A 20,819-nucleotide genomic window follows, 5' to 3' on the forward strand; every position below is an offset into this window, starting at 1 on the left:
TTGAATAAGTATCACAGCACAACACGGGATAAAAATAACCACACTATCATAATTACTTTTATAATAACCTCAATATATAAAAACAAGTACAGTGAATTTTTACAAATTCAAAAATAAGTTACGGTCGTTTATCGATTTTTCAACGTTTATATAGCTTTATACAAGGAGATTAACTAAATTGAAAGAACTTGTGGGAATAAGTATATTTGATTGGGTAATCGGATATATAATCGTTTAAATATAAGTAGAAAAGAAATGAGTGTTAAAATAGACAGCATAGAACTTGATAAAGATAATGCTGAATTTAACAATGCAGCTGAATTTGTCAAGCATACAGATAAGTTAATTTATTTGACTGGAAAAGCTGGTACTGGTAAAACCACTTTTTTGAAGTATATCAAAAAGATTACCGATAAAAATATCGTTGTTTTAGCACCGACAGGAGTCGCAGCTATAAATGCTGGTGGGGTAACAATTCATTCCTTTTTTCAGATTTCTTTTGGACCTTTTTTGCCAAATGATATACGACTTAGGACAAGTTCATTTGGAACTGAAAGAAAAGAAACTATCTATGATACATTTAAGTATCAAAAGGAAAAGAGAGATATCATTGAGAACTTAGAATTATTAATTATTGATGAAATTTCAATGGTTCGCTGTGATGTTTTAGATGTGATTGACAAAATTCTTAGAGTATTTCGTAAAAAACCAAATTTCCCATTTGGAGGTGTTCAGGTTATTTTGATAGGTGATACTTTCCAATTACCTCCAATAGCAAACAGGGAAGAATGGAATATTTTATCTCAATTCTATAAGACACCTTTTTTCTTTAGTGCTAAAGTAATTGAGAATGAAAAACCTGTATACATTGAACTAAAAAAAATATATAGACAAAATGAACAAGAGTTTATTGATTTATTGAATAGAGTTCGAATTAACCAAGTTAGACCAAATGATTTTCAGGCTTTAAACTTAAAGTATAACCCAACTTTTTCGGCTAATGGTAGCGATTACATAATTCTTGCAACTCATAATAAAATTGTGAACGAAACCAATCTAACAAGATTGAATCAAATTGAAAATGAACAATTTACTTTTGAGGCTAAAATAACTAATATCTTTCCAGATAAAATGAAACCAACCGACCATTATTTACATTTGAAAGTCGGAGCTCAAATAATGTTTATAAAAAATGACAGTGGTGATCGTAGAAGGTACTATAATGGAAAGATCGGAAAAATCAAAGAGCTTAAAAAAGGTAAAATAATTGTGGTTTTTGATAATGAGCAAGAAGTTGAGGTAGAAATGGCAACATGGCAAAATATAAAATACACGTATAATAAGGAGATGAAAAGTATTGAAGAAGAGGTGATTGGGTCTTTTGAGCAGTTTCCTATTAAACTTGCTTGGGCGATAACTGTTCATAAAAGCCAAGGCTTAACGTTTGAAAAGGTAATAGCTGATCTTAGCGGTGCTTTTGCACCTGGACAAGTATATGTTGCACTTAGTCGCTGTACATCCTTTAATGGCCTTGTATTAAAAACACAACTTCATTCTGGAGCAATAAAAACTGACCCAAGGGTAATTGAATTTGCCAATAATGAGACACCAGAAACATTAATTACTCAACAGCTTAATACAGGTAAAGCTGACTTTTATTATAAAAAAGCAAGAGAAAAATTTGATAAAGGAAATATAGAACATGCTTTTTTAAATTTCAAGAAAGCCTTAAAATATAGAAATGACATAGAAACAGAAGGTTTTCAAAGGTTTATTACAATATCTGCATCAAAATTAGTATCTAAGAAAACGAGCTTGGATAGAATCTTAAGAGAAAACATTAATTCTAAAGAAATTGAAAATTTAAATAAAGAAATTATTGAGTTAGAAAACTCTATAAAGAGATTAAAAAACGAAAAGAAAAATTATTTTGGAAAATGGCATAAATTATATAGAAAAAACGAAAAAGACGAAAAAAAAATTAGCCTATTACTGAATTCAAAAACAAAATTATCTTTAGAATTAATTGATATAAAGAATAAATTATCTCGTTTAATAAAAGATAAAGATTGTCAACGTGAAGAAATTAATAGACGGAAAAGAGCAAACGAAAGGTTAGAAAATCGATTAAAAGAACAAGATAAAAGGATTGACGCGCAAAAAGAAGAAATTGAACGCCTAAGCAATTTGAAATGGTATCAACGAAAATTTTAATAATGATTATATATAACAATGACCATTATTGTAAAATAGGACCTCTCTAAAGCGATAAGATCACTCGAAGTAACACTTCTAAATTCCACATCAAAAATCGCTTAGCCCAGTATTTACGATAGTGCCGCAACCGTTGCATGAAGGAAATATAGTCTTGAGATTGGCTCTGCAATGACGCAGGAAGGAATTCTAGTCTTGAGATTGGCTCTGCAATGACACAGGAAGGAAATATAGTGTTGAGATTGGCTCTGCAATGACGCAGGAAGGAATTCTAGTCTTGAGATTGGCTCTGCAATGACACAGGAAGGAAATATAGTGTTGAGATTGGCTCTGCAATGACGCAGGAAGGAATTCTAGTCTTGAGATTGGCTCTGCAATGACACAGGAAGGAAATATAGTGTTGAGATTGGCTCTGCAATGACGCAGGAAGGAATTCTAGTCTTGAGATTGGCTCTGCAATGACACAGGAAGGAAATATAGTGTTGAGATTGGCTCTGCAATGACGCAGGAAGGAATTCTAGTCTTGAGATTGGCTCTGCAATGACACAGGAAGGAAATATAGTGTTGAGATTGGCTCTGCAATGACGCAGGAAAGAATTATAGCCTTGAGATTGGCTCTGCAACGACGCATGAAGGAAATATAGTCTTGAGATTAGCTCTGCAACGACGCAGGAAGGAATTCTAGTCTTGAGATTGACTCTGCAATGATGCAGGAAGAGATTCTAGTCTCGAGATGGACTCCATAACGATGCAAAAGTTATTTATCATAAGTATCACTTTTGGGAGAATTATCTTATAAACTACTGAAAAGACTGCAATACTGTAATTATATAGAGAAGAGTTCGCTAAGATTTTTTTAGATTTATAAACAATACACGAGAAATACACCTAATGGAGTATGATTATTGAATGGTATTAACAATGGAAGAGAAAAACATAGAAATACATGAAACGGCCTTTGTTACTTCGTCGTTTAGAGCTTTTGATGAAAAATTAAGTCAGGATACATTTTCGAAATTATGGCACAATTCAAAAACCGAAAAATGGATTGAAGAATATCTTAGTCAAGTTTCTTCTGAAGAAACATATACACATTGTTTACGAAATAGATATTTTCTAGAAGCAATAAAAGAATTGGTAGCACAAGAAAAGATCGAAGTACTTATCAATTTTGGAAGTGGATTTAGCATGTATCCCTTTTTGCTTAACGAAAACTTGCTGCATATAGAAATTGATAAACCTGAAATAGTTGAGTACAAGAAAAAGAAACTAGAACAATGGCAAAAAAATAAGGAATTACCTAAAAGAGATATTCGGTTTATAGGCGTTGATTTTAGTACTAATTATAAAGACACATTATTACAAGAAATCACTTCAATAGTAACTTCTAAGCCTAGTTTTATTCTTATAGAAGGAGTTTTGTTTTTTTTGGATAAGGAAGAAACTGATAGACTGTTTAATTTTTTTGATTTAATACAGCATAAAGGGGATTATGTAGGTAGTGCATCTTTTCCAGATACCTTAAAAGAAACTGTAGCATTTAAAAACTTAATAAGCTTTTTTAATAAAAAAGTGGCTAAAACTAATGAGAATGACTTCCAAACGATCGAAGATGAATATTACCAAACGATAAAGAATTATAAGTTGATTGACCATCAGGATTATTTTAGTCTTTCTGCAAAATATAACAATGCAGTTAAACAAGGTAAAGAACTGATATTGAATGAGAATTTTTATATTTTAAAAAAACAGTAACTATTCCTAGATCGTATATACTAATAATGAATAAGGAAAAAGAACAAGATTTTATTAAAGCTATTTCATATTACTGTAGTACGGAGAAAGTAGCTGTTTTTCTTAAAGAATTTGATATTAATCATCGATTTAGTAATGGAACAACACCACTTATGATAGCAGTAACCCCAGATCTGTTTGGGGATCATAATAGTGCTAAAGCCATTTTAAACATGGTTGATTTTTTAATAGCTAACGGAGCAGATAAAAATATACTTGATCACGAGGGATTGAAGGCAGAGGATTATGCTAAAAGATTAATTGATAAAAACTGGAAAGACGAATTAGGTAATGGATATCCTCTTGAATGGTTTGATGCTCTAGAAACACTAAATAAGATAGTAAGCATAGTGACTCGTAGTAGATAAGAATCACCATATTAAGAAAAAAATCAAATTGATTTACAATAATTTATCAAAAGAACCCGATGAAAAAACTTTTAGTTATAGTTACACTATTGTTAATAGTGAGTTGTGCAGAACGAAAAAATAATAGAGAAGAAAAAGTGATCACATATTATAATGGCTTTAATAATGCTGATTATAATCAAATAAAAGAAGTGATATCTGATAGCCTTATTATTATTGAGGGAGATCATAAGATGCCATTTACATCTAAGAGTTTTTATAAACAGTTTAAATGGGATTCTGTATTTAAGCCAACTTATAAGATAATCGAATTAAAAAATCAGGGAGAACATAGTATTGCTACTGTTGCTATGACATCTGTTAAATTTGAGTTTTTAAAAAATAATCCATTTACCTGTAACTATGCTTTCTATTTTAAATCTGGAAAAATAAGACGTATAGAAACTTTAGATTGTATTGATGTAAATTGGGATGTATGGGAAAAAGAAAAAGAAGCACTTGTTAGCTGGATTAAATTACACCATCCAGAATTAGATGGGTTTATTAATGATTTAAGTATGAAAGGTGCTATAGATTATATAAAGGCAATAGAGCTATATAAAAAGCATCAGGGTGATTTATAGGTGATTAGTGAAAAGAGGTGGGATCACATTTCTTACTAAAAGAAAGCCTTGTAGGATAAACGTAAGAAAAAAAGTAATCAAAACCCGTATAAACATTAAGGTTATGTGGTAGAGTGGGTTATAAGCTGTTTTTAAAATGTTAAAAGTGATGTTTTATGTCGAATTTTTGAGTAGTTCAACGTTTTTTATCAAAAAAAAATTGCATATTAGTGCTTCGAAAAAATAAACACATTAATAGTAATAATTCTCATACCCCACAATGAAAACTTTAATAGATAGAATTCAAAGCACTATAAGACCAACTTTTGAACTGATAGCTAACTGCTTATATTTAGCAAAGAAAGTATTTTTAATAGCATAAGTATTTTTTAAATTCCTTTAGGTATAGCCGAAATTAAGTTTTTGGTATACTCACTATTTGGGTGTTGATAGATATCATCTGCATCTCCCAGTTCTTCTACCTGTCCTTTATTCATTACAAGGAGTTGATCTGCCATATATTTTACTACGGCTAGATCATGAGATATAAAGATATATGTAAATCCGTAACCTTCTTTAAGTTCGTTAAGAAGATTTAATACCTGTGCTTGTACAGAAATATCAAGAGCACTTACAGATTCGTCACAAATAATAAGTTTAGGCTGTAATGCAATGGTACGAGCAATACCTATACGTTGTCGTTGTCCACCACTAAACTCATGGGGATAACGATCAAAATGCGCTTCAGTTAACCCCACACGTTCTAATAACTCGATTACTTTTTGTTTCCTAGTCACATTATTATCATAAAGACGATGTACAATCATAGGTTCCATAATGGCATTACCTATAGTGAGTTTTGGATTTAAAGAAGCAAAAGGATCTTGAAAAATCAACTGTACTTCCTTTCGTAGATGACGTATTTCCTGAGGCGATAAGGTGGTAAGATCTTTACCTTTATAAAAAATATGTCCGCTTGTAGCCTGATCTAATTGAAGAATAACATTACTTAAGGTAGATTTTCCGCATCCAGATTCTCCTACAAGTCCTAGTGTTTCTCCTTCATATAATGTAAAAGATACCGTATCAACAGCTTTAAATTCTTTTTGGTCAAACCAACCTACATTAGAAAAATAAGATTTTGATACATCTACGACCTCTAATAAAGGAGGATTGTTGTATAATTTTTCATGAACAGCTTTACGTTGCGTCGTAGTAATAACCTCTTCAACAAAAGGAGTTGACGTATCGAGATAGTTATCGATAGTAGGTAAACGTTTTAAACGAACAGCTAGTGATGGACGTGCATTGATTAAGGCTTGCGTATATTTTTGTTGCGGAGAAGTAAATACCGTTTGAGCAGTATCATACTCAACAACTTTACCCTTATACATCACCACCACTTGATCTGCTATTTCTGACATAAGAGCTAGATCATGAGAAATAAAAATAATGCTCATTGCACTATCCTTTTGTAACTCTTTTAATAAAGCGATAATTTCTTTTTGAACAGTAACATCTAGTGCTGTAGTGGGTTCGTCTGCAATAAGTAATTGCGGTTTACAAGCAATGGCCATAGCAATCATAATACGTTGCTTTTGTCCGCCACTTAATTGATGAGGATACGCATTATAGGCCCTATCAATATCAGGAAGTTTTACTTTTTCAAATAGGCTTAAAACCTCAGCTTTGGCTTCGGTTTTAGAAAGTTGAGTGTGTTGTCTTAAAATTTCGAACACTTGTAAACCACATCGCATAGAAGGATTAAGCGAACTCATAGGTTCTTGAAAAATCATAGCGATTTCATTACCTCTAAGTTTACGAAACTCCTTTGCAGTAAGTGTGGTGAGTTCTTGTTCTTTATAGCTAATACTACCCGAGGTAATTTTAGCTGTTTTTTTAGGCAATAAGCCCAGAGTAGCTAGAGATGTTACAGATTTACCACTACCAGATTCTCCTACAATCCCTAAAATTTGATTAGGGAAAACCTTAAAAGATACATTGTGAAGAACTTTTGTATATCCACCTTCGTTTTTAAAAGAAAGGGACAAATCTTGTATGCTTAATAGTGGTGACTGCTCCATATTCAAAACTAAATAAAATTTGGAGAATATAAATAGCTTATAAAATATAGATGCTAAAGAATTGGTGTGATATTTGCTATTTTTACGATAATGAATAGATTTTTACTACATGACCTTATCTAAACTTTCTTTACGCACACGTATATTTATTACGATGACGTTACTAATCCTTGTGGCGTCAATTTTAATAGCAGGAGTATCGGTATTACAATACAAAGAAGAAGCCGAAGAATATCACAAAGAGCGCTTAGCGCGTAAAGAAGAAGCGATTAAAAAAAGTATCGATTATACCTTGAGATATACTACGTATGAGGTTAGTACAAATAAAATTCCGTTGATATTCAAAGAGAAAATATTTGAACTTTCAGAAATACATAACCTTCCTATTAAAATCTATGACCTAGACGGGAACCTATTGATCAAATCCAAAGGGACATTTGTAAATAACGGAGAAACGATTCCTAAAAACATTATTTATGAGCTAGAATCATTATATAACAAACGTTATATTGTTCGCTTTGAAAAGGATGGGAAAAAGTTTCAAACATCATATACTTATATTTCTGATAGCAAAGCAAAGCCACTGGCGATTTTAAATCTACCATATTTACAAGATGACGATTTTATAACGAGAGAGCTAGATGAGTTTTTAAGAAGATTAGCTGAGGTGTATCTATTTATGCTATTAATAGCGATAGCTATGGCGTATTTCTTATCAAAATATATTACAAGATCTTTAAAAACGATTACAGAAACCATAGATCAAACACGTCTAGACAAACGCAATAAGCGTATAGCTTTAGACAATGTGAGCGAAGAGATTTATACGCTGGTGAGTGCATATAATAGTATGATTGATGAACTAGAGGAAAGTGCTGCCATGCTAGCCAAAAATGAAAGAGAAGCCGCTTGGCGCGAAATGGCAAAACAAGTAGCACATGAGATTAAAAATCCATTAACTCCTATGCGATTGACGGTACAGAGTTTTCATCGCAAGTTTGACCCAACAGATCCTAATATCAATCAAAAACTAAAAGAATATAGTGATACCTTGATTCAGCAAATCGATACGATGAGTTCTATAGCTTCGGCATTTTCAAATTTTGCAAAGATGCCTGCACAAAAAAGCGAGACACTTGATGTAGTTAAGATCGTGGGGTTAGCATTAGATATCTTTAATGAAGGTTATATCGCATTTCCGTCTACAGGAGAACAAGTAATTGCTAAGTTTGATCGTACACAATTAATTCGTGTTGTAACGAATCTAGTTAAAAACGGAATTCAAGCCATTCCAGAGGATAGGGTACCTAAGATATTAGTTAATGTAACTGAAGAAGGAGATCACGTTTGCATTACCGTAGCAGATAACGGGATAGGTATTAGTGATGAAAATAAAAAGAAGGTTTTTGAACCAAAATTCACAACAAAGACAAGCGGAATGGGACTTGGGTTAGCTATGGTAAAAAATATTGTGGAAACCTATAAAGGAAATATTACCTTTACCTCTGTAGAAGATAAAGGAACGGTATTTAAAGTTTCTTTTCCTAAAGAATAATATTCTAAGAAAAACTAGAGAATTTATGTATACTAATATTCTAACCGCACAAAATAACGGCATAACGACAATTACTATTAATCGTCCATCAAAATTAAATGCATTAAATAAAGAAACGATACAAGAATTACATCAAGCGTTTAAAGCAGCAGATGAAGATCAGGCTACAAAAGTAATTATCATTACAGGTAGTGGAGAAAAAGCATTTGTAGCAGGAGCAGATATAAGTGAGTTTGCCGATTTTTCTGTTGAGCAAGGAGGTGCTCTGGCAGCAAACGGACAAGAATTATTATTTGATGTAGTAGCAAACTTAAGTACTCCAGTAATTGCAGCAGTAAATGGATTTGCCTTGGGTGGTGGATTAGAATTGGCTATGGCAGCACATTTTAGAATTGCTAGCGATAATGCAAAAATGGGATTACCAGAAGTGTCATTAGGAGTGATTCCTGGTTATGGAGGTACACAGCGTTTACCTCAACTTATTGGTAAAGGAAGAGCAATGGAGTTAGTGATGACAGCAGGAATGATCGATGCTGCAACAGCAGAACGTTATGGATTGGTAAATCACGTTGTAACTCAAGAAGAATTAATACCACTAGCAGAAAAATTAGCAGGAAAAATTATGCGTAATTCATCTGTAGCTATAGGTGCAGCAATCAAAGCTGTAAATGCGTGTTATGAAGATGGTGTTAATGGATTTACAACAGAGATAGAAGAGTTTGGTAAATGTTTTGGTACAGCAGATTTTAAAGAAGGAACTACAGCCTTTTTAGAAAAAAGAAAACCAGCATTTCCAGGAAAATAAATAATATCATTTTTTAGAAATACACAAGATACGCTTCAAGCAATTGGGGCGTATTTTGTGTATAACTAGAAGCATTATTGTTTTGTATGTGATTGTCTATATATCGTATATCTTTTTATAAGAGGATAAGAGATTAAGGCAGTAAATATTCCTGTAATTAAACCACCTACAATTAAAGACAGGTAAACATCTGCACCAGATGAAATGATGGTTGTGATAAAGCTTAACTCAATTTTTTGAGGAATAACAAAAGAAGAAGATATTCCCAAAATGGTTTTGCCTAACCAATAATTAAAGGCAAAAATAAAAGGGCCAGTAAGCAAGTTGGTATTAAAAACAGCAATACAAGCAGCAGATTTATTGATTTTAAATACCGATGCTAAAAAATAAGCAACAAAGACTTGAAACCCAGGAATAGGAATCATACCAATAAAAGAGCCCATAGCAAACCCTTTTGCAACGAGCTCTGGGGTATCATTTATGGTAAATAACTTTTTAAAAATCTGAATCGGATTTTTCATCGTGGTTTAATGCATTTTTTAAATTGAGAAAAGAGTTTAAAAGCCGTTGTTGAATGATAGGATCTTTTATAAATCTTGGGATATTAGAGCTAGCTATAGAAACTACAGAAAAAGTAACGGCAGTTTTATGACCTGATAATGGCGTGATTTTCCATTGTTCAAAATGAAACTTTTCACGAGTAGTATCTTTTAATAATGGAATATAATCAGGTTTAGCTCGGGATGATATATATACAGCGGTATCTGTGTTTTTTATTTCATGTAAAGCAACTAAATCCTGTTGTGAAAAAGGATAAGGAATATCATATAACGTATGCGAAATCCAAGTAGAATCTTGATCTTGAAGTATATCGATCTCACGAAAGTTCTTATTCCACTGCTGAATCTTAAGAGGAGATTTTATATAATGAAGAATACTATCTGTAGCAGAAGAAACTGTAAAATCAATAGACAATTCTCTTGTTTTTAAGCTGTTTTTAAAGCGAAGTGTTCTGTACTTTATAGATACGCCGTCTTTTTGTTTAGCAATTTTCCAATCGCCTTTTTGAGATAGCGTAGTTAATTGATGGAGCGAAGTGATATGATCTAAAGAATGTTGCTGAGTATAAACAGTATTAAAGAATGAAATACTCATTATCAAGGATAAAATAACAAAACGATTCATGCTTTTTTTCTTTTTGTGATAGAGAAGTATTGAATAGCATCTAGAATAGCGGTATCAATAGATAAATATGTCATATCTAGTTGTTGTACAGATTTTGTATTAGAAAAGTAATTATGAATGCATAGTGCTTTCATATTGTTACTAGATAGATTAGTATTTATTTTTAATAGTCTAAGTAAATCACCTATAATTCCCGCTAGATAAAAGCAACGTTTAGGGATAGGAATCAGGATAGGTTTTTGAAACGCAAGTGTGTTTATACGTTTAAAGAACTCCTGATAAGTGAGATTTTTATTTGCTATAAGGTATTTTTCACCGTTTTTACCTTTGATTATGCTCTTGATGATACCTTTGGCAACATCTTTAACGTGAACAAAATTTTTACCACCTGGAGGATAAAAAATTATTCTTTTCTTCCAGCCCATAAATATGATTTTACCAGAGCTAGGTTTAGTATCATAGGGACCTAACATAAATGTAGGGTTGATAATAATGACCTCTATATCATGATTATGTTGTAATAAATAGTGCTCGGCTTCAAGCTTACTTTTGGCATAAAAAGAAGTGTTAAAAGGAGCTTTAATTGTGTATTTTTCATTTCCTGAGGTTTCTTTAGTACCATAACCTATAGTATTTGCTGTACTTACAAAAATGAATTTTTTGACTTTTGCTTTTATCGCAGCATGAAACAATTGTATAGTAGCGTTATAATTGATCTGCCAGTATGAATCATAATTATATAAACTCTGATCGGTAACAGCAGCAGCATGAATCACACAATCAATATGCTCTAATTGATCGACAAAGTTGTCAAACAAAGTACCTTGTATCAATTGTAGGTTCTTATGTGTATTGCCTTTATAAGACGATAGTTTTCTAACTAATCCTTTTACATGATACCCTTGATGTAGTAATTCGTGACTAAGATTGGTACCTAATAAACCATTGATACCGGTAACAAAAATATTATTCATGTGTAACTTCTCGTTTAATTACACGAGTCATCATAGGTACTTTAATCCAGTTAGGTAGCAGTTTTGATATAAACCAGCTGATAGGATTAAGTAATATGACTGTTTCTTTTTTAAACATACGATTTAAAGAGAATTCGGCAACTTTGTTAGGATCTAATAAAGTCAATTTGCCCAAAGTACCTTGTTTCTCGATTCGTTTAGCTATTTCGGGATTTGTTTTCATAGCTCCGGGATTAATTACACTAACCGATACATTAGAATCTTTTAACTCTTCGGCTAGACCTATTGAAAAAGAATGAATAAACGTCTTTGATGCTGGATATACTGTTTTATAACCTACAGGAGAAAACGCAGCAATACTAGAAACATTAAGAATATAAGATTGTTTTTGTTGCTGTAGATTAGGTAACAATTGATGAGTTAATAATGAAGTAGCTTTTACATTAACTTGAATTATGGTATTGATATAATGTAAGGACACCTTATCAAACTGTCTAGAACCACCTGTTCCTGCATTATTGATTAAGATATGAACGTTATAGTTGTTATTGATCCATTGTGTTACGGCAAGAATATTATGATCATTTGCAAAGTCAGTTTCAAAATAACGCACAGCTATAGGATATGTACTGCGTAAATGATTAGCAAATGGGATGAGGTTCTGTCCTGGCAAGCTTATTAAGATTAGAGGGATATTCCTTTTGGCTAATGCAAGTGCAAAAGCTTTTCCTAAACCCTGACTAGCACCAGTAACAACTGCATATGTTTTTTTTGATACTCCAGACACTTCTATTATGTTTAAAATTCTGAAGGCAAAAGTAGAGTGGAGTAACGGTTTAAATGGTTGGTTTTATAAAGTTGAACAACTTTTAAGTGTTTGCTTACTAATGTGTTGGATGGGGCTTGAGTTCTATTTTATAAGTTCGAACTTTTTTTAAATTGACTAGGCGTAAGTCCTGTGATTTTTTTAAAGGTGGTGTTGAATGATGTTTTAGATTTAAACCCAGATTCAAAAGCAATACCTAAAATGGATAACTTATTTTCTTGATTGTTCAAGAGTAATTGTTTAGCTCTTTCTACTCTATAGGTATTGATAAATTGAAAAAAGTTTTGATTAAAACCATTATTTAAAAGATAAGAAAGTTGATGTGCAGTTATATTAAGAGCATTGGCTAGACTGGATAAATTGATTTCGTCTTGCAAAAAAGGAGCTTCTTTTTCCATCAATTTTGTCAATTCACTTTTGAGCTCTATGATTCGTTCATTAGATAATAATTGCCTTTTCTCGGTAAGAGAAGGTTGATCAATTTCTAGTGCAAGCGTTTCGTTACGTTCTTGACGATCTACAGGAAAAACTTCTTTCTGTTTTAATCCATAATAAGCGGTTAAATAAATTAATACCAAGACAGCAAAATTCATATAACTATTTAGTGGAGTATTGTAATATATGATGTTAAAATAAACTGCCAAAGCCAAATTAACGAGTGAAATAATACTTAAGTACTCTAGCCATTTAAGATCTATTTCAGAAGTATTAGATGCAAAAAGCTGAATTTTTCGTTGGTGCTTCCGTATCTTAAGAATGGATATTATTGAAAATAAGATAGAATGCAAAATCATGAGTATTAATAGCATTAGTTTTAAATCATGATTTGTATAGATGGTTAGTATCGATAGTATTAAATAGAGTATCGGAAGTGGTAGTAGTTTTAAAGAAGAACTATCAAAAGCAAAATTAGGATTAGTAAAATAAGCGATCGAAATATAAAAGGTAATAGGTGTTAAAAACTGAAGTAATGCTAGAAAAGCATTCGAACTTATTTTAAAGTCAAGAAAACCTAATAAAAAAGCGGCTTCTTCAAACCAAAATGACCCCCATAAAAATAGATACATACCAAACCAAAGATTAGCTTTACTATTTACTTTTAAAGGATTGGCAATAAAAATAAACGTAAGTAAAACTAAAGAAGAAAAAATAAAAGCTCCTGTAACTTGTGCCAGCATTAAAGATCAAAATTGATTTATAAGAAAAACGATGATTCAGTTGTAAAAGTATGGCTTTTACAACTGAAATAAACTTTTGAAAGAAGAATTTATGAATTGTTATGGCAAATTATCAATAAGATTTTTAAAAATTGTAAAGAGGTATAGTATCATATTTTTTAGTAGCACATGAACTTCATGTATAGTAAAATCTTTTAATTTAACAAGCACATTCAAATAGACTACCTTGACTAGAGTGAGTACCTGCTGTAGCATAACCATCAAATTTCCACCATTCAATTCCGCCCAATAATTCTTTGACTTTAAAGCCTAGTTTGGTCATTTTTAAAGCACCTTTTGTAGAGGCGTTACAACCAATTCCATCGCAGTAACAAACATAGATTTTGGACTTGTCTAGATGTTTAGTGCTTTCTGCTGTCATTTCTCTATGCGGCAGATGTATTGCGGTTGGGATATGTTCTTTTTCATAACCAAATGATTGTCGTGTGTCTAGAGCGATATAGGTAGTACTGTTTTCAAAAGCTTCATAAAGATCAGAAGCATCCATTTCGTAAGCTAATTTGTTTTCGTAAAATTCAATTTGTTGTTGCATTGTTTTAAGGTTTTAAATCGTAAGCAAAATTATATAGCGATAACATAATTTGTTAGAATAATACGTGAATGCTATTCAAGCTTAGTTGAAATATTTTCAAATACTAGAGGCTGCAATTAATGTATCTTTATACTTATGGAAGTGAAATTTTTTAAACTCGTAAAAACCATAGTAGAAGAAGGAAGTATAGCCAATTCTTCAGAAAAACTGTTTTTGACGCAATCAGCCTTAAGTCATCAATTAAGAGAGTTAGAAACAGGTTTGGGGTTTAAAGTATTTCACAGAACTCGTAATAAATGGAACTTAACTGAAGAAGGGAAGGAGTTTTATAAAATTGCATGTGAAGTCATAAACAGTATAGAAAAAGGCGTTCACACATTACAGCAATTGCAAAAAGGCTCTGTAGGTACTATTAAGGTAAGTACAGAATGTTATTCCTTTTATCAAGGGTTATCTTCGTTTATTCAAAAAATGGGAATGCTATATCCTGAAATAGATGTTGAACTAATTCTAGAAGCTACACATCAACCTATACCCAAAATAGTAGCAAACGAAATTGACATAGCTATAGTGACAACAAAGCCTATTCACGAAACATTATTAAGTACAGCGATTTATGAAGATGAGATCGTTGTGGTATGTCATAACGAAAATGAATTAAATAGCTATGATTATGTCGAAGCACATCATTTTTTAAACACTCATTTGATTATTCATTCCTTTCCATTAGAAACAGTTGCTGTTTACGAGCATTTTTTAAAACTCAATCGTATTACACCTAATAACATCTCGGCTATTCCATTAACCGAAGTCGCGCTAGAGATGGTAACTGCCAATATGGGAATTATGTGTGTGCCTAGATGGGCTTTAAAATCGTTTAAGCTATCAACTGATTTAGTGTTTAAAAGGATAGGTAAACACGGCTTAAAACGAACACATTATTTGGTCACTAGACAAGCTGATAAAAACAAAAAGTATATAAACGATTTTGTGTTGAATTTTAAAGAGTATTGTCTAAGAGAGATGTAGGATTTTGTTTTAAGTGAATAAGAAAAATGATATTATCAAAATATTAGCTAGATATAAAGATTTAATACTATAAGCTAATTAAATTTCTTTTAACCCTATTGTTTTTAGGTATTCCCAAGTTTTGTCATAAAATTCATTGGGTCTAGTTTGGTCGATCTTAGAACCTATTGGGATATAAATAATAAGCCCTTGTCTTGCTCTTGTTAATAATACTCTATAAGTGTTTTTTAGATACTCTTTACTAACTTCTTTATTGATGTTTTGCCATTTACTGCCTTTAAAATTTTGATATACCCATGCATTGTTTTTTATATAAAAATTAGCGCCCCAAGCCAAACATGCCCAATCAATTTCTAAACCTTGGATATCGAATTCGGTGGCTACTTCTTCTAAAAAGTATGAAGATCGTATATCGTTTTCATTATTTAAAAACCAATTAGGAGCATGAATTTCATTTTTAACATCAATTCCTAATGATCTAAGTCTTCTTGCTCCTGAAGAAGCGATCAAACCTATTCTTTCACTTCCTTTTGCTTGTTCTCGTAACCAAGATTTTGCTTTATGTAAATCGCGAGTTAATAAAATAGGGAAATCATTTTTTATTTCTTGATAGAGTTTTTTTGATTTTTTTATATCTAAGTCTAGAAATTCATGGACAAAAGAAGATAGTTTCTCAGACCTGAATGACCGAACTGAAACCGATAAATGTAATTCAGTATGTGAATTAGCATTATTAATTAGCCAGTTTTTTTGATTTTCGTCTCTAATATAGTTTTTACTTTCTGTAATTAAATTTGAATAATGAATATTCCAGTCTGAGTATTTGGATTTGAAAGCATTAATCCATTCTTCTAAACCAGCTTCGCCAGTATTAATTTCTTGACCGCCACCAATTAAACATATAATTGTACACCAATCTTTATGTCTATTCATTACATCTATTAGGAATTCTGGTTCAGACATTTCAAAGTTTTCAATTCCTTTTTTGCGCTTCATAAAAGAGCTTACTTGTTTTTTATTCCAAGCTCTTTGAGCCTCATCAAAAACAACTACTTTTTCAATAGGCGCTATATGATTTCTTAAATATTCATCTCTAAAGTGATGTATGTTTTGTATAAAAGTATTGGTTTTACGTCTGGCAATTTGTTTCAATATGTGCTCACCATTTTCTTTTGAAGTTTTTACTAAATCTCTAGATAAAGCTTCCCTAAGAACATCTACTAAAGGACCGTTTCCTGAAAGAAAAACAGCATGCTCATCCTCATCTGTTTTCATTCTTTCATTAGCAATATTAAGCCCAGCTAATGTTTTTCCTGCCCCAGGAACCCCAGTAACGAAGCAAATTGTTTTGTTATTATGTTTTTTTGTAAACTCAATTATTTGATTAAGACAATCGGCTGTTTTTGTTAAATTCAATGCTCCAGAGTCGGATCTCGATATTTCTTTTACATTATGACCTTTGTATAATGCTTGTGCTGCTTCAACAATTGTTGGTGTAGGTTTGTAAATAGAACTCTCCCATGATTTAAAATCTATTGTATGCAGTGATTTATCGACAAATAAATTTAAGACATCTTTCAAATTGTTTTTATTAGCTTTAAGAACATCTTTGTATTCTGTGATTTTTGAAATATCGTTGTCTTGAACGACTGCGTTAGATACAACTAGAACAGGAATTAATCTTGCAAAGTGGCTTCCTTCATGGAAGTTTTTTAAATCAAGAGTATAATCTATTACTTGAGTTTTAGCATGATTTTCGAAGCTTTTATCACTAACTTTGAATTCAATTATAAATATTGTATCTCCAATTATTATAATATTATCGACACGTTTTCCCATTCTAGGAATAGCAAATTCAAAATAAATTTGACCATTAAAACAAGCTAATTGATCTTTTAATATTTCGATTTGTTTGAGCCAAGCATTTTTTTGCAAATCTTCTAATTGTCTGTTAGAATGATTTAAACTTAGTTTGCCTAAAATGATAGTTTTATCTTCTGAAATAAATTCTTTTATGGTATTATTATAATAAGATCTATTCATTAGTTTATTAGTTGCTAAATAATTTAAGTAAGTTAGTTTTTTATTTTATAGCTACTAGTAGAAAAAGAATATTAAGTGTAATAAAACTAAAAATACTATAATAATAGATTCAGAGTTCCTTTGAGTATTAGAATTAAGAGAGAATAGAGAAGATGCATCCTTATGTTTTTGTAGTCGAATATTATTATTCGACTACAAAAACAACAAAAAAAGATTATTTATAAAAATTCATTTCGTCAATATAGTTCCAGACAGGTTCTGGTAATAACGGACGTATGTTTTTTTGAGCAGCTATGGCTTTACGGATCATAGTAGAAGAGATTTCCATAATAGGAGCATCGATACGATGAATCTTAGGATGATCTAAGAATTGATGCTCGATTACTCCTTCAGAGATTCTAGGGTATACATAGATATCATGATTTTCTAGAATTACATCATAATTCTTCCATTTGTGGAATCCTTTTAGATTATCCTCACCCATGATAAGGTTAAAATGATAATCAGGGTATTTCTCTTGCAAATGTACTAGGGTATGTACCGTATAATTAGGTTGAGGTAGTTTAAACTCAATATCACTAGGTTTAATCTTATCATAAGATTCTGTAGCTTGATACACCATTTCAAAACGATGGTGATTATCGAGTAGAGAACTTTTCTTTTTAAAGGGATTATGAGGGGTTACTACCATCCATATTTCATCCAGATCAGAGTTTTCTGCTAGGTGATTAGCGATAGTAAGATGTCCTATATGTATAGGATTAAAGGTTCCAAAGTATAATCCGATCTTTTTCATTTTCAATAATATTTAAAAATAAAAATGCCTGTTTGGTAACCATAAACGCAAACAGGCATCATCATCGTATTTTATAGTTATCCTAAAAGGAATTTACGTACCAATTGATACGACTCCTCTTTGGCATGTTCTAGATTGTCATTAGTAATAATTGCGTCAAACTGAGGAGCTGTGGCAAGCTCTGCCGAAGCCTTAGCAATACGCATATTGATCTTATCTTCAGACTCGGTTTTGCGCTTTTTTAAACGAATTTTTAATTCGTCTATACTAGGAGGTTTTACAAAAATAGCTAGCGTTTCGTCTGGATAGATATTTTTTATGTTTAATCCACCTACTACGTCGATATCAAAAATAACGTGTTTTCCGCTATCCCATAAACGTTGAATCTCAGTTTTTAAAGTACCGTAGAAGTTATCTCGATAAACCTCTTCCCATTCTAGAAATTCGTCTGCTTTGATTTTATCCTTAAACTCTCTTAGTGATAAAAAGTAATAATCCTTTCCGTTTACTTCTTCTCCTCTAGGAGGTCTAGATGCTGCAGATATAGAAAAACCTAAATCGAGCTCTTCTTTATGAAGTAAATACTTTACTAATGTTGTTTTTCCACTTCCAGAAGGGGCTGAAAGGACTATGAGTTTACCTGTATTCATTACAGTACGTTTAATAATTGCTCTTTTATTTTCTCCAATTCATCTTTCATTTGAACCACCAATTGTTGCATAGGAGCATAATTAGATTTACTACCTATAGTATTGATCTCTCGACCAATTTCTTGTGCAATAAAACCTAATTTTTTTCCATTAGACTCTGGGGTATCAAGTGTTTTTGTAAAATATGATAAGTGGTTTGTTAAACGCACTTTTTCTTCAGTAATATCATATTTTTCTATGTAGTAAATCAATTCTTGTTCAAATCGATTTTCGTCAACATCTTCTTTAAGTTCATCAATAGCTTTGCGTAAGCGCTCTTTTACAGCTTCAATACGCTCTGGATCTATTGTGATAACTTCTTGTAATAATTGATGAATATTTTGAATACGAGTATTAAAATCTGCTTCTAAAGCTTTTCCTTCGTCTACTCTAAAGTTAGTTAAAGAAACCAAAGCCTCGTCCAAAGCTTTTGCGATAGAAGTAAATTCCTCTGGATTGATTTCTTCGCGTTCTGTCTTTAAAGCGTCTGGCATACGGATAGCCATCTTTAATAAATCCGTTTGATCTGCATCGTGAATAGTAGCCAGTTGAGACATATATTCTTTAACAACGCCTTGATTGATAGTCGTCGAAGTCTCTTCTCCTGTAATTTCTACATACAACCCAAAATCTACCTTTCCGCGTACAAGTGATTTGGCAATAGTATTGCGTAAAAGCAATTCTTTTTCTCTGTATTGCGAAGGCATTCTCGCATTGAGATCAAGGTTTTTGCTATTTAAAGACTTCACTTCTATGGTAATCTTTTTGTTTGGAAGCTGTATAACAGACTTACCAAAACCGGTCATGGATTGTATCATAAGTTCTTATAGAAAAAAGTTGCACGAAGATACATAAAAGTATCAATGTGCAAATAGGTTTTTTATAATATACGGTCGGTTTTATAATTAATTGTGCGATAAAGCGTGACTCATCGTGATTTTATCAATAAGCTGATTGTTTTCTTGAAAGAAATTAGGTATTCGACCAGTTTCTTTAAAACCTAGTTTGGTATATAAAGCAATTCCACTAGGATTTGAAGCATAAACTTCTAACCAAACCATGTTTAGAAACTTATTTTGTTGTGCCCAACCTAATGTTTTTTGCAATAATAAAGTGCCTATACCTTGATTTTGCCATTGCGTATGGATTCCCATACCGATCACACCTGTATGAAATAACTTTTGACGTTGGTTTCCTGAAAGATCAATATTACCAATTAATTCACCTTGATATTCGGCAACAAAAAGTACACTGTTTTGTTGTGATATAAATTTTGAAATCCACTGTTGTTCCTCTACATCTGTATTAGTATACTCATGTAGGTATAACGGAATAGTAGTTGTATGGGCTAGATAAGATTTTTTAAGCTTAAGCAAATTAGTAGCGTCATCTAGAGTAGCCTCTCGTATCGTTATGGTGTGTTGTGATTTAGTAGTATACGTATCCATTATGCATTAGGATTTTTTTGACGTATACGTTTATAAAGACGTATTCCTAACATTAATAAAATGGCTAAAAGAAATAATCCTAGTACGCCATAAATCCAATTGGTTGCATCTTTAACAATAACAAGAAATATAACGGCAAAAAGAATCATGGTTGAGCCTTCGTTCCAAATTCGCATTTGATGAGAAGTCCACTTAACAATATCATTTTGTAATTGATTATATATCTGATGTGATTTTAGATGATATGCATATAAGAGTACAACAAATCCTAATTTGATGTGCATCCATGGTTGTTGTAACCATGCAGGAAACATGATTAATAAAATAATAGCTGTTATGGTTGTGAGTATGGCAGATGGCCAAGTAATGATAAACCACAAACGTTTAGTCATTAATTTAAATTGTTGTGAGAGAATATCCTTATCAGGATTAGGTTTGTCATAAGCTTCTATATGATAAATAAATAACCTAGGGATATAAAATAATCCTGCAAACCATGTGATTACAAAAATAAGATGAAGTGATTTGATATAAGGGTAAAAATCGTTCATATATAATGCTAAAAGATTAAAAGACAAAAATACAGAAAAGGAGTGTAATTGAAATGACTTTTGTCATTAGGTCTTAAAGTAAAAAC

Annotated in this window: 20 protein-coding genes; 7 read left to right on the forward strand and 13 right to left on the reverse strand. The window is 31.7% G+C overall.

All coding sequences use genetic code 11. The annotated features are described in order from the left end of the window. Window positions 1–255: 255 nt before the first annotated feature. The 4 genes from ACYEKI_RS06490 (at window position 256) to ACYEKI_RS06505 (ending at window position 4,999) form a co-directional block, all read left to right on the forward strand. Entirely contained in the window at window positions 256–2,214 is a 1,959-nt protein-coding gene (locus ACYEKI_RS06490; RefSeq protein WP_459210361.1) for an ATP-dependent DNA helicase, read from the forward strand. A 921-nt stretch (window positions 2,215–3,135) separates the two neighbouring features. Then, complete coding sequence (locus ACYEKI_RS06495) at window positions 3,136–3,969, forward strand: class I SAM-dependent methyltransferase (RefSeq protein WP_459210362.1); 834 nt, start codon at window positions 3,136–3,138, stop codon at window positions 3,967–3,969. Window positions 3,970–3,995: 26 nt separating this feature from the next. Next, window positions 3,996–4,376 carry a hypothetical protein gene (locus ACYEKI_RS06500; RefSeq protein ID WP_459210363.1) on the forward strand — a complete coding sequence of 127 codons (381 nt, stop codon included), beginning with the start codon at window positions 3,996–3,998 and terminating at the stop codon, window positions 4,374–4,376. A 59-nt stretch (window positions 4,377–4,435) separates the two neighbouring features. After that, a complete protein-coding gene (locus ACYEKI_RS06505; RefSeq protein WP_459210364.1) occupies window positions 4,436–4,999 on the forward strand; it encodes a hypothetical protein in 564 nt (187 codons plus the stop codon). Window positions 5,000–5,367: 368 nt separating this feature from the next. Here the strand turns inward: ACYEKI_RS06505 and ACYEKI_RS06510 are convergent, their stop codons facing one another. After that, entirely contained in the window at window positions 5,368–7,062 is a 1,695-nt protein-coding gene (locus tag ACYEKI_RS06510; RefSeq protein WP_459210365.1) for an ABC transporter ATP-binding protein, read from the reverse strand. A gap of 109 nt (window positions 7,063–7,171) precedes the next feature. On the opposite strand from ACYEKI_RS06510, the gene ACYEKI_RS06515 reads away from it, so the two are divergent. Then, the gene (locus tag ACYEKI_RS06515; protein WP_459210366.1) at window positions 7,172–8,617 is read left to right on the forward strand and encodes a sensor histidine kinase; all 1,446 of its coding nucleotides are present in this window, start codon (window positions 7,172–7,174) and stop codon (window positions 8,615–8,617) included. 25 nt (window positions 8,618–8,642) lie between these two features. Next, a complete protein-coding gene (locus ACYEKI_RS06520) occupies window positions 8,643–9,422 on the forward strand; it encodes an enoyl-CoA hydratase/isomerase family protein (RefSeq protein ID WP_459210367.1) in 780 nt (259 codons plus the stop codon). A gap of 74 nt (window positions 9,423–9,496) precedes the next feature. Here ACYEKI_RS06520 and ACYEKI_RS06525 read toward each other — a convergent pair whose 3' ends face one another. The 6 genes from ACYEKI_RS06525 to ACYEKI_RS06550 all read right to left on the reverse strand — a co-directional run bounded on the left by ACYEKI_RS06525 (window position 9,497) and on the right by ACYEKI_RS06550 (window position 14,177). Continuing rightward, window positions 9,497–9,943 carry a DUF2062 domain-containing protein gene (locus ACYEKI_RS06525; protein WP_459210368.1) on the reverse strand — a complete coding sequence of 149 codons (447 nt, stop codon included), beginning with the start codon at window positions 9,941–9,943 and terminating at the stop codon, window positions 9,497–9,499. Continuing rightward, window positions 9,918–10,607, reverse strand: coding sequence for an SRPBCC family protein (locus ACYEKI_RS06530; RefSeq protein ID WP_459210369.1), 690 nt, complete (start codon window positions 10,605–10,607; stop codon window positions 9,918–9,920). Before ACYEKI_RS06530 ends, ACYEKI_RS06525 begins: the two co-directional genes overlap by 26 nt. Beyond that, complete coding sequence (locus ACYEKI_RS06535) at window positions 10,604–11,581, reverse strand: NAD-dependent epimerase/dehydratase family protein (protein WP_459210370.1); 978 nt, start codon at window positions 11,579–11,581, stop codon at window positions 10,604–10,606. The genes ACYEKI_RS06530 and ACYEKI_RS06535 overlap by 4 nt, the downstream gene beginning before the upstream one ends. Then, window positions 11,574–12,368, reverse strand: a complete 795-nt coding sequence (locus ACYEKI_RS06540; RefSeq protein WP_459210371.1) for an SDR family NAD(P)-dependent oxidoreductase — start codon at window positions 12,366–12,368, stop codon at window positions 11,574–11,576. The genes ACYEKI_RS06535 and ACYEKI_RS06540 overlap by 8 nt, the downstream gene beginning before the upstream one ends. Before the next feature lie 128 nt (window positions 12,369–12,496). Further along, complete coding sequence (locus ACYEKI_RS06545) at window positions 12,497–13,585, reverse strand: helix-turn-helix domain-containing protein (protein WP_459210372.1); 1,089 nt, start codon at window positions 13,583–13,585, stop codon at window positions 12,497–12,499. Between the two features lie 199 nt (window positions 13,586–13,784). Then, window positions 13,785–14,177, reverse strand: coding sequence for a rhodanese-like domain-containing protein (locus ACYEKI_RS06550; RefSeq protein ID WP_459210373.1), 393 nt, complete (start codon window positions 14,175–14,177; stop codon window positions 13,785–13,787). Window positions 14,178–14,312: 135 nt separating this feature from the next. Here ACYEKI_RS06550 and ACYEKI_RS06555 point away from each other — a divergent pair, with 135 nt between their 5' ends. After that, window positions 14,313–15,206 (forward strand): LysR family transcriptional regulator, encoded by an 894-nt coding sequence (locus ACYEKI_RS06555; RefSeq protein WP_459210374.1) that lies wholly within the window; start codon window positions 14,313–14,315, stop codon window positions 15,204–15,206. Window positions 15,207–15,284: 78 nt separating this feature from the next. On the opposite strand, the gene ACYEKI_RS06560 is transcribed toward ACYEKI_RS06555, so the two are convergent. The 6 genes from ACYEKI_RS06560 to ACYEKI_RS06585 all read right to left on the reverse strand — a co-directional run bounded on the left by ACYEKI_RS06560 (window position 15,285) and on the right by ACYEKI_RS06585 (window position 20,733). Next, window positions 15,285–17,249: a DUF2075 domain-containing protein gene (locus tag ACYEKI_RS06560; RefSeq protein ID WP_459210375.1), complete on the reverse strand. Its 1,965-nt coding sequence runs from the start codon at window positions 17,247–17,249 to the stop codon at window positions 15,285–15,287. 214 nt (window positions 17,250–17,463) lie between these two features. After that, on the reverse strand, window positions 17,464–18,045 hold the full coding sequence (gene nadD / locus ACYEKI_RS06565; RefSeq protein WP_459210376.1) for a nicotinate (nicotinamide) nucleotide adenylyltransferase: 582 nt from the start codon (window positions 18,043–18,045) through the stop codon (window positions 17,464–17,466). A gap of 77 nt (window positions 18,046–18,122) precedes the next feature. Continuing rightward, window positions 18,123–18,695, reverse strand: coding sequence for a guanylate kinase (gene gmk / locus ACYEKI_RS06570; RefSeq protein ID WP_459210377.1), 573 nt, complete (start codon window positions 18,693–18,695; stop codon window positions 18,123–18,125). Further along, entirely contained in the window at window positions 18,695–19,552 is an 858-nt protein-coding gene (locus tag ACYEKI_RS06575; RefSeq protein WP_459210378.1) for a YicC/YloC family endoribonuclease, read from the reverse strand. The genes gmk and ACYEKI_RS06575 overlap by 1 nt, the downstream gene beginning before the upstream one ends. Before the next feature lie 87 nt (window positions 19,553–19,639). Next, window positions 19,640–20,182 (reverse strand): GNAT family N-acetyltransferase, encoded by a 543-nt coding sequence (locus tag ACYEKI_RS06580; protein WP_459210379.1) that lies wholly within the window; start codon window positions 20,180–20,182, stop codon window positions 19,640–19,642. Further along, entirely contained in the window at window positions 20,182–20,733 is a 552-nt protein-coding gene (locus tag ACYEKI_RS06585) for a CopD family protein (protein WP_459210380.1), read from the reverse strand. Before ACYEKI_RS06585 ends, ACYEKI_RS06580 begins: the two co-directional genes overlap by 1 nt. Between the last annotated feature and the right edge of the window lie 86 nt (window positions 20,734–20,819).

The organism is Aquimarina rhabdastrellae, from assembly GCA_947387485.1.
Lineage (GTDB): Bacteria > Bacteroidota > Bacteroidia > Flavobacteriales > Flavobacteriaceae > Aquimarina.

What these genes read in the sequence shown, in the direction of transcription:
- ACYEKI_RS06490 (WP_459210361.1), top strand. Translation starts at nt 256, where the DNA reads ATGAGTGTTAAAATAGACAGCATAGAACTTGATAAAGATAATGCTGAA.
- ACYEKI_RS06495 (WP_459210362.1), top strand. Translation starts at nt 3,136, where the DNA reads ATGGAAGAGAAAAACATAGAAATACATGAAACGGCCTTTGTTACTTCG.
- ACYEKI_RS06500 (WP_459210363.1), top strand. Translation starts at nt 3,996, where the DNA reads ATGAATAAGGAAAAAGAACAAGATTTTATTAAAGCTATTTCATATTAC.
- ACYEKI_RS06505 (WP_459210364.1), top strand. Translation starts at nt 4,436, where the DNA reads ATGAAAAAACTTTTAGTTATAGTTACACTATTGTTAATAGTGAGTTGT.
- ACYEKI_RS06510 (WP_459210365.1), bottom strand. Translation starts at nt 7,062, where the DNA reads ATGGAGCAGTCACCACTATTAAGCATACAAGATTTGTCCCTTTCTTTT.
- ACYEKI_RS06515 (WP_459210366.1), top strand. Translation starts at nt 7,172, where the DNA reads ATGACCTTATCTAAACTTTCTTTACGCACACGTATATTTATTACGATG.
- ACYEKI_RS06520 (WP_459210367.1), top strand. Translation starts at nt 8,643, where the DNA reads ATGTATACTAATATTCTAACCGCACAAAATAACGGCATAACGACAATT.
- ACYEKI_RS06525 (WP_459210368.1), bottom strand. Translation starts at nt 9,943, where the DNA reads ATGAAAAATCCGATTCAGATTTTTAAAAAGTTATTTACCATAAATGAT.
- ACYEKI_RS06530 (WP_459210369.1), bottom strand. Translation starts at nt 10,607, where the DNA reads ATGAATCGTTTTGTTATTTTATCCTTGATAATGAGTATTTCATTCTTT.
- ACYEKI_RS06535 (WP_459210370.1), bottom strand. Translation starts at nt 11,581, where the DNA reads ATGAATAATATTTTTGTTACCGGTATCAATGGTTTATTAGGTACCAAT.
- ACYEKI_RS06545 (WP_459210372.1), bottom strand. Translation starts at nt 13,585, where the DNA reads ATGCTGGCACAAGTTACAGGAGCTTTTATTTTTTCTTCTTTAGTTTTA.
- ACYEKI_RS06550 (WP_459210373.1), bottom strand. Translation starts at nt 14,177, where the DNA reads ATGCAACAACAAATTGAATTTTACGAAAACAAATTAGCTTACGAAATG.
- ACYEKI_RS06555 (WP_459210374.1), top strand. Translation starts at nt 14,313, where the DNA reads ATGGAAGTGAAATTTTTTAAACTCGTAAAAACCATAGTAGAAGAAGGA.
- ACYEKI_RS06560 (WP_459210375.1), bottom strand. Translation starts at nt 17,249, where the DNA reads ATGAATAGATCTTATTATAATAATACCATAAAAGAATTTATTTCAGAA.
- nadD (WP_459210376.1), bottom strand. Translation starts at nt 18,045, where the DNA reads ATGAAAAAGATCGGATTATACTTTGGAACCTTTAATCCTATACATATA.
- gmk (WP_459210377.1), bottom strand. Translation starts at nt 18,695, where the DNA reads ATGAATACAGGTAAACTCATAGTCCTTTCAGCCCCTTCTGGAAGTGGA.
- ACYEKI_RS06575 (WP_459210378.1), bottom strand. Translation starts at nt 19,552, where the DNA reads ATGATACAATCCATGACCGGTTTTGGTAAGTCTGTTATACAGCTTCCA.
- ACYEKI_RS06580 (WP_459210379.1), bottom strand. Translation starts at nt 20,182, where the DNA reads ATGGATACGTATACTACTAAATCACAACACACCATAACGATACGAGAG.
- ACYEKI_RS06585 (WP_459210380.1), bottom strand. Translation starts at nt 20,733, where the DNA reads ATGAACGATTTTTACCCTTATATCAAATCACTTCATCTTATTTTTGTA.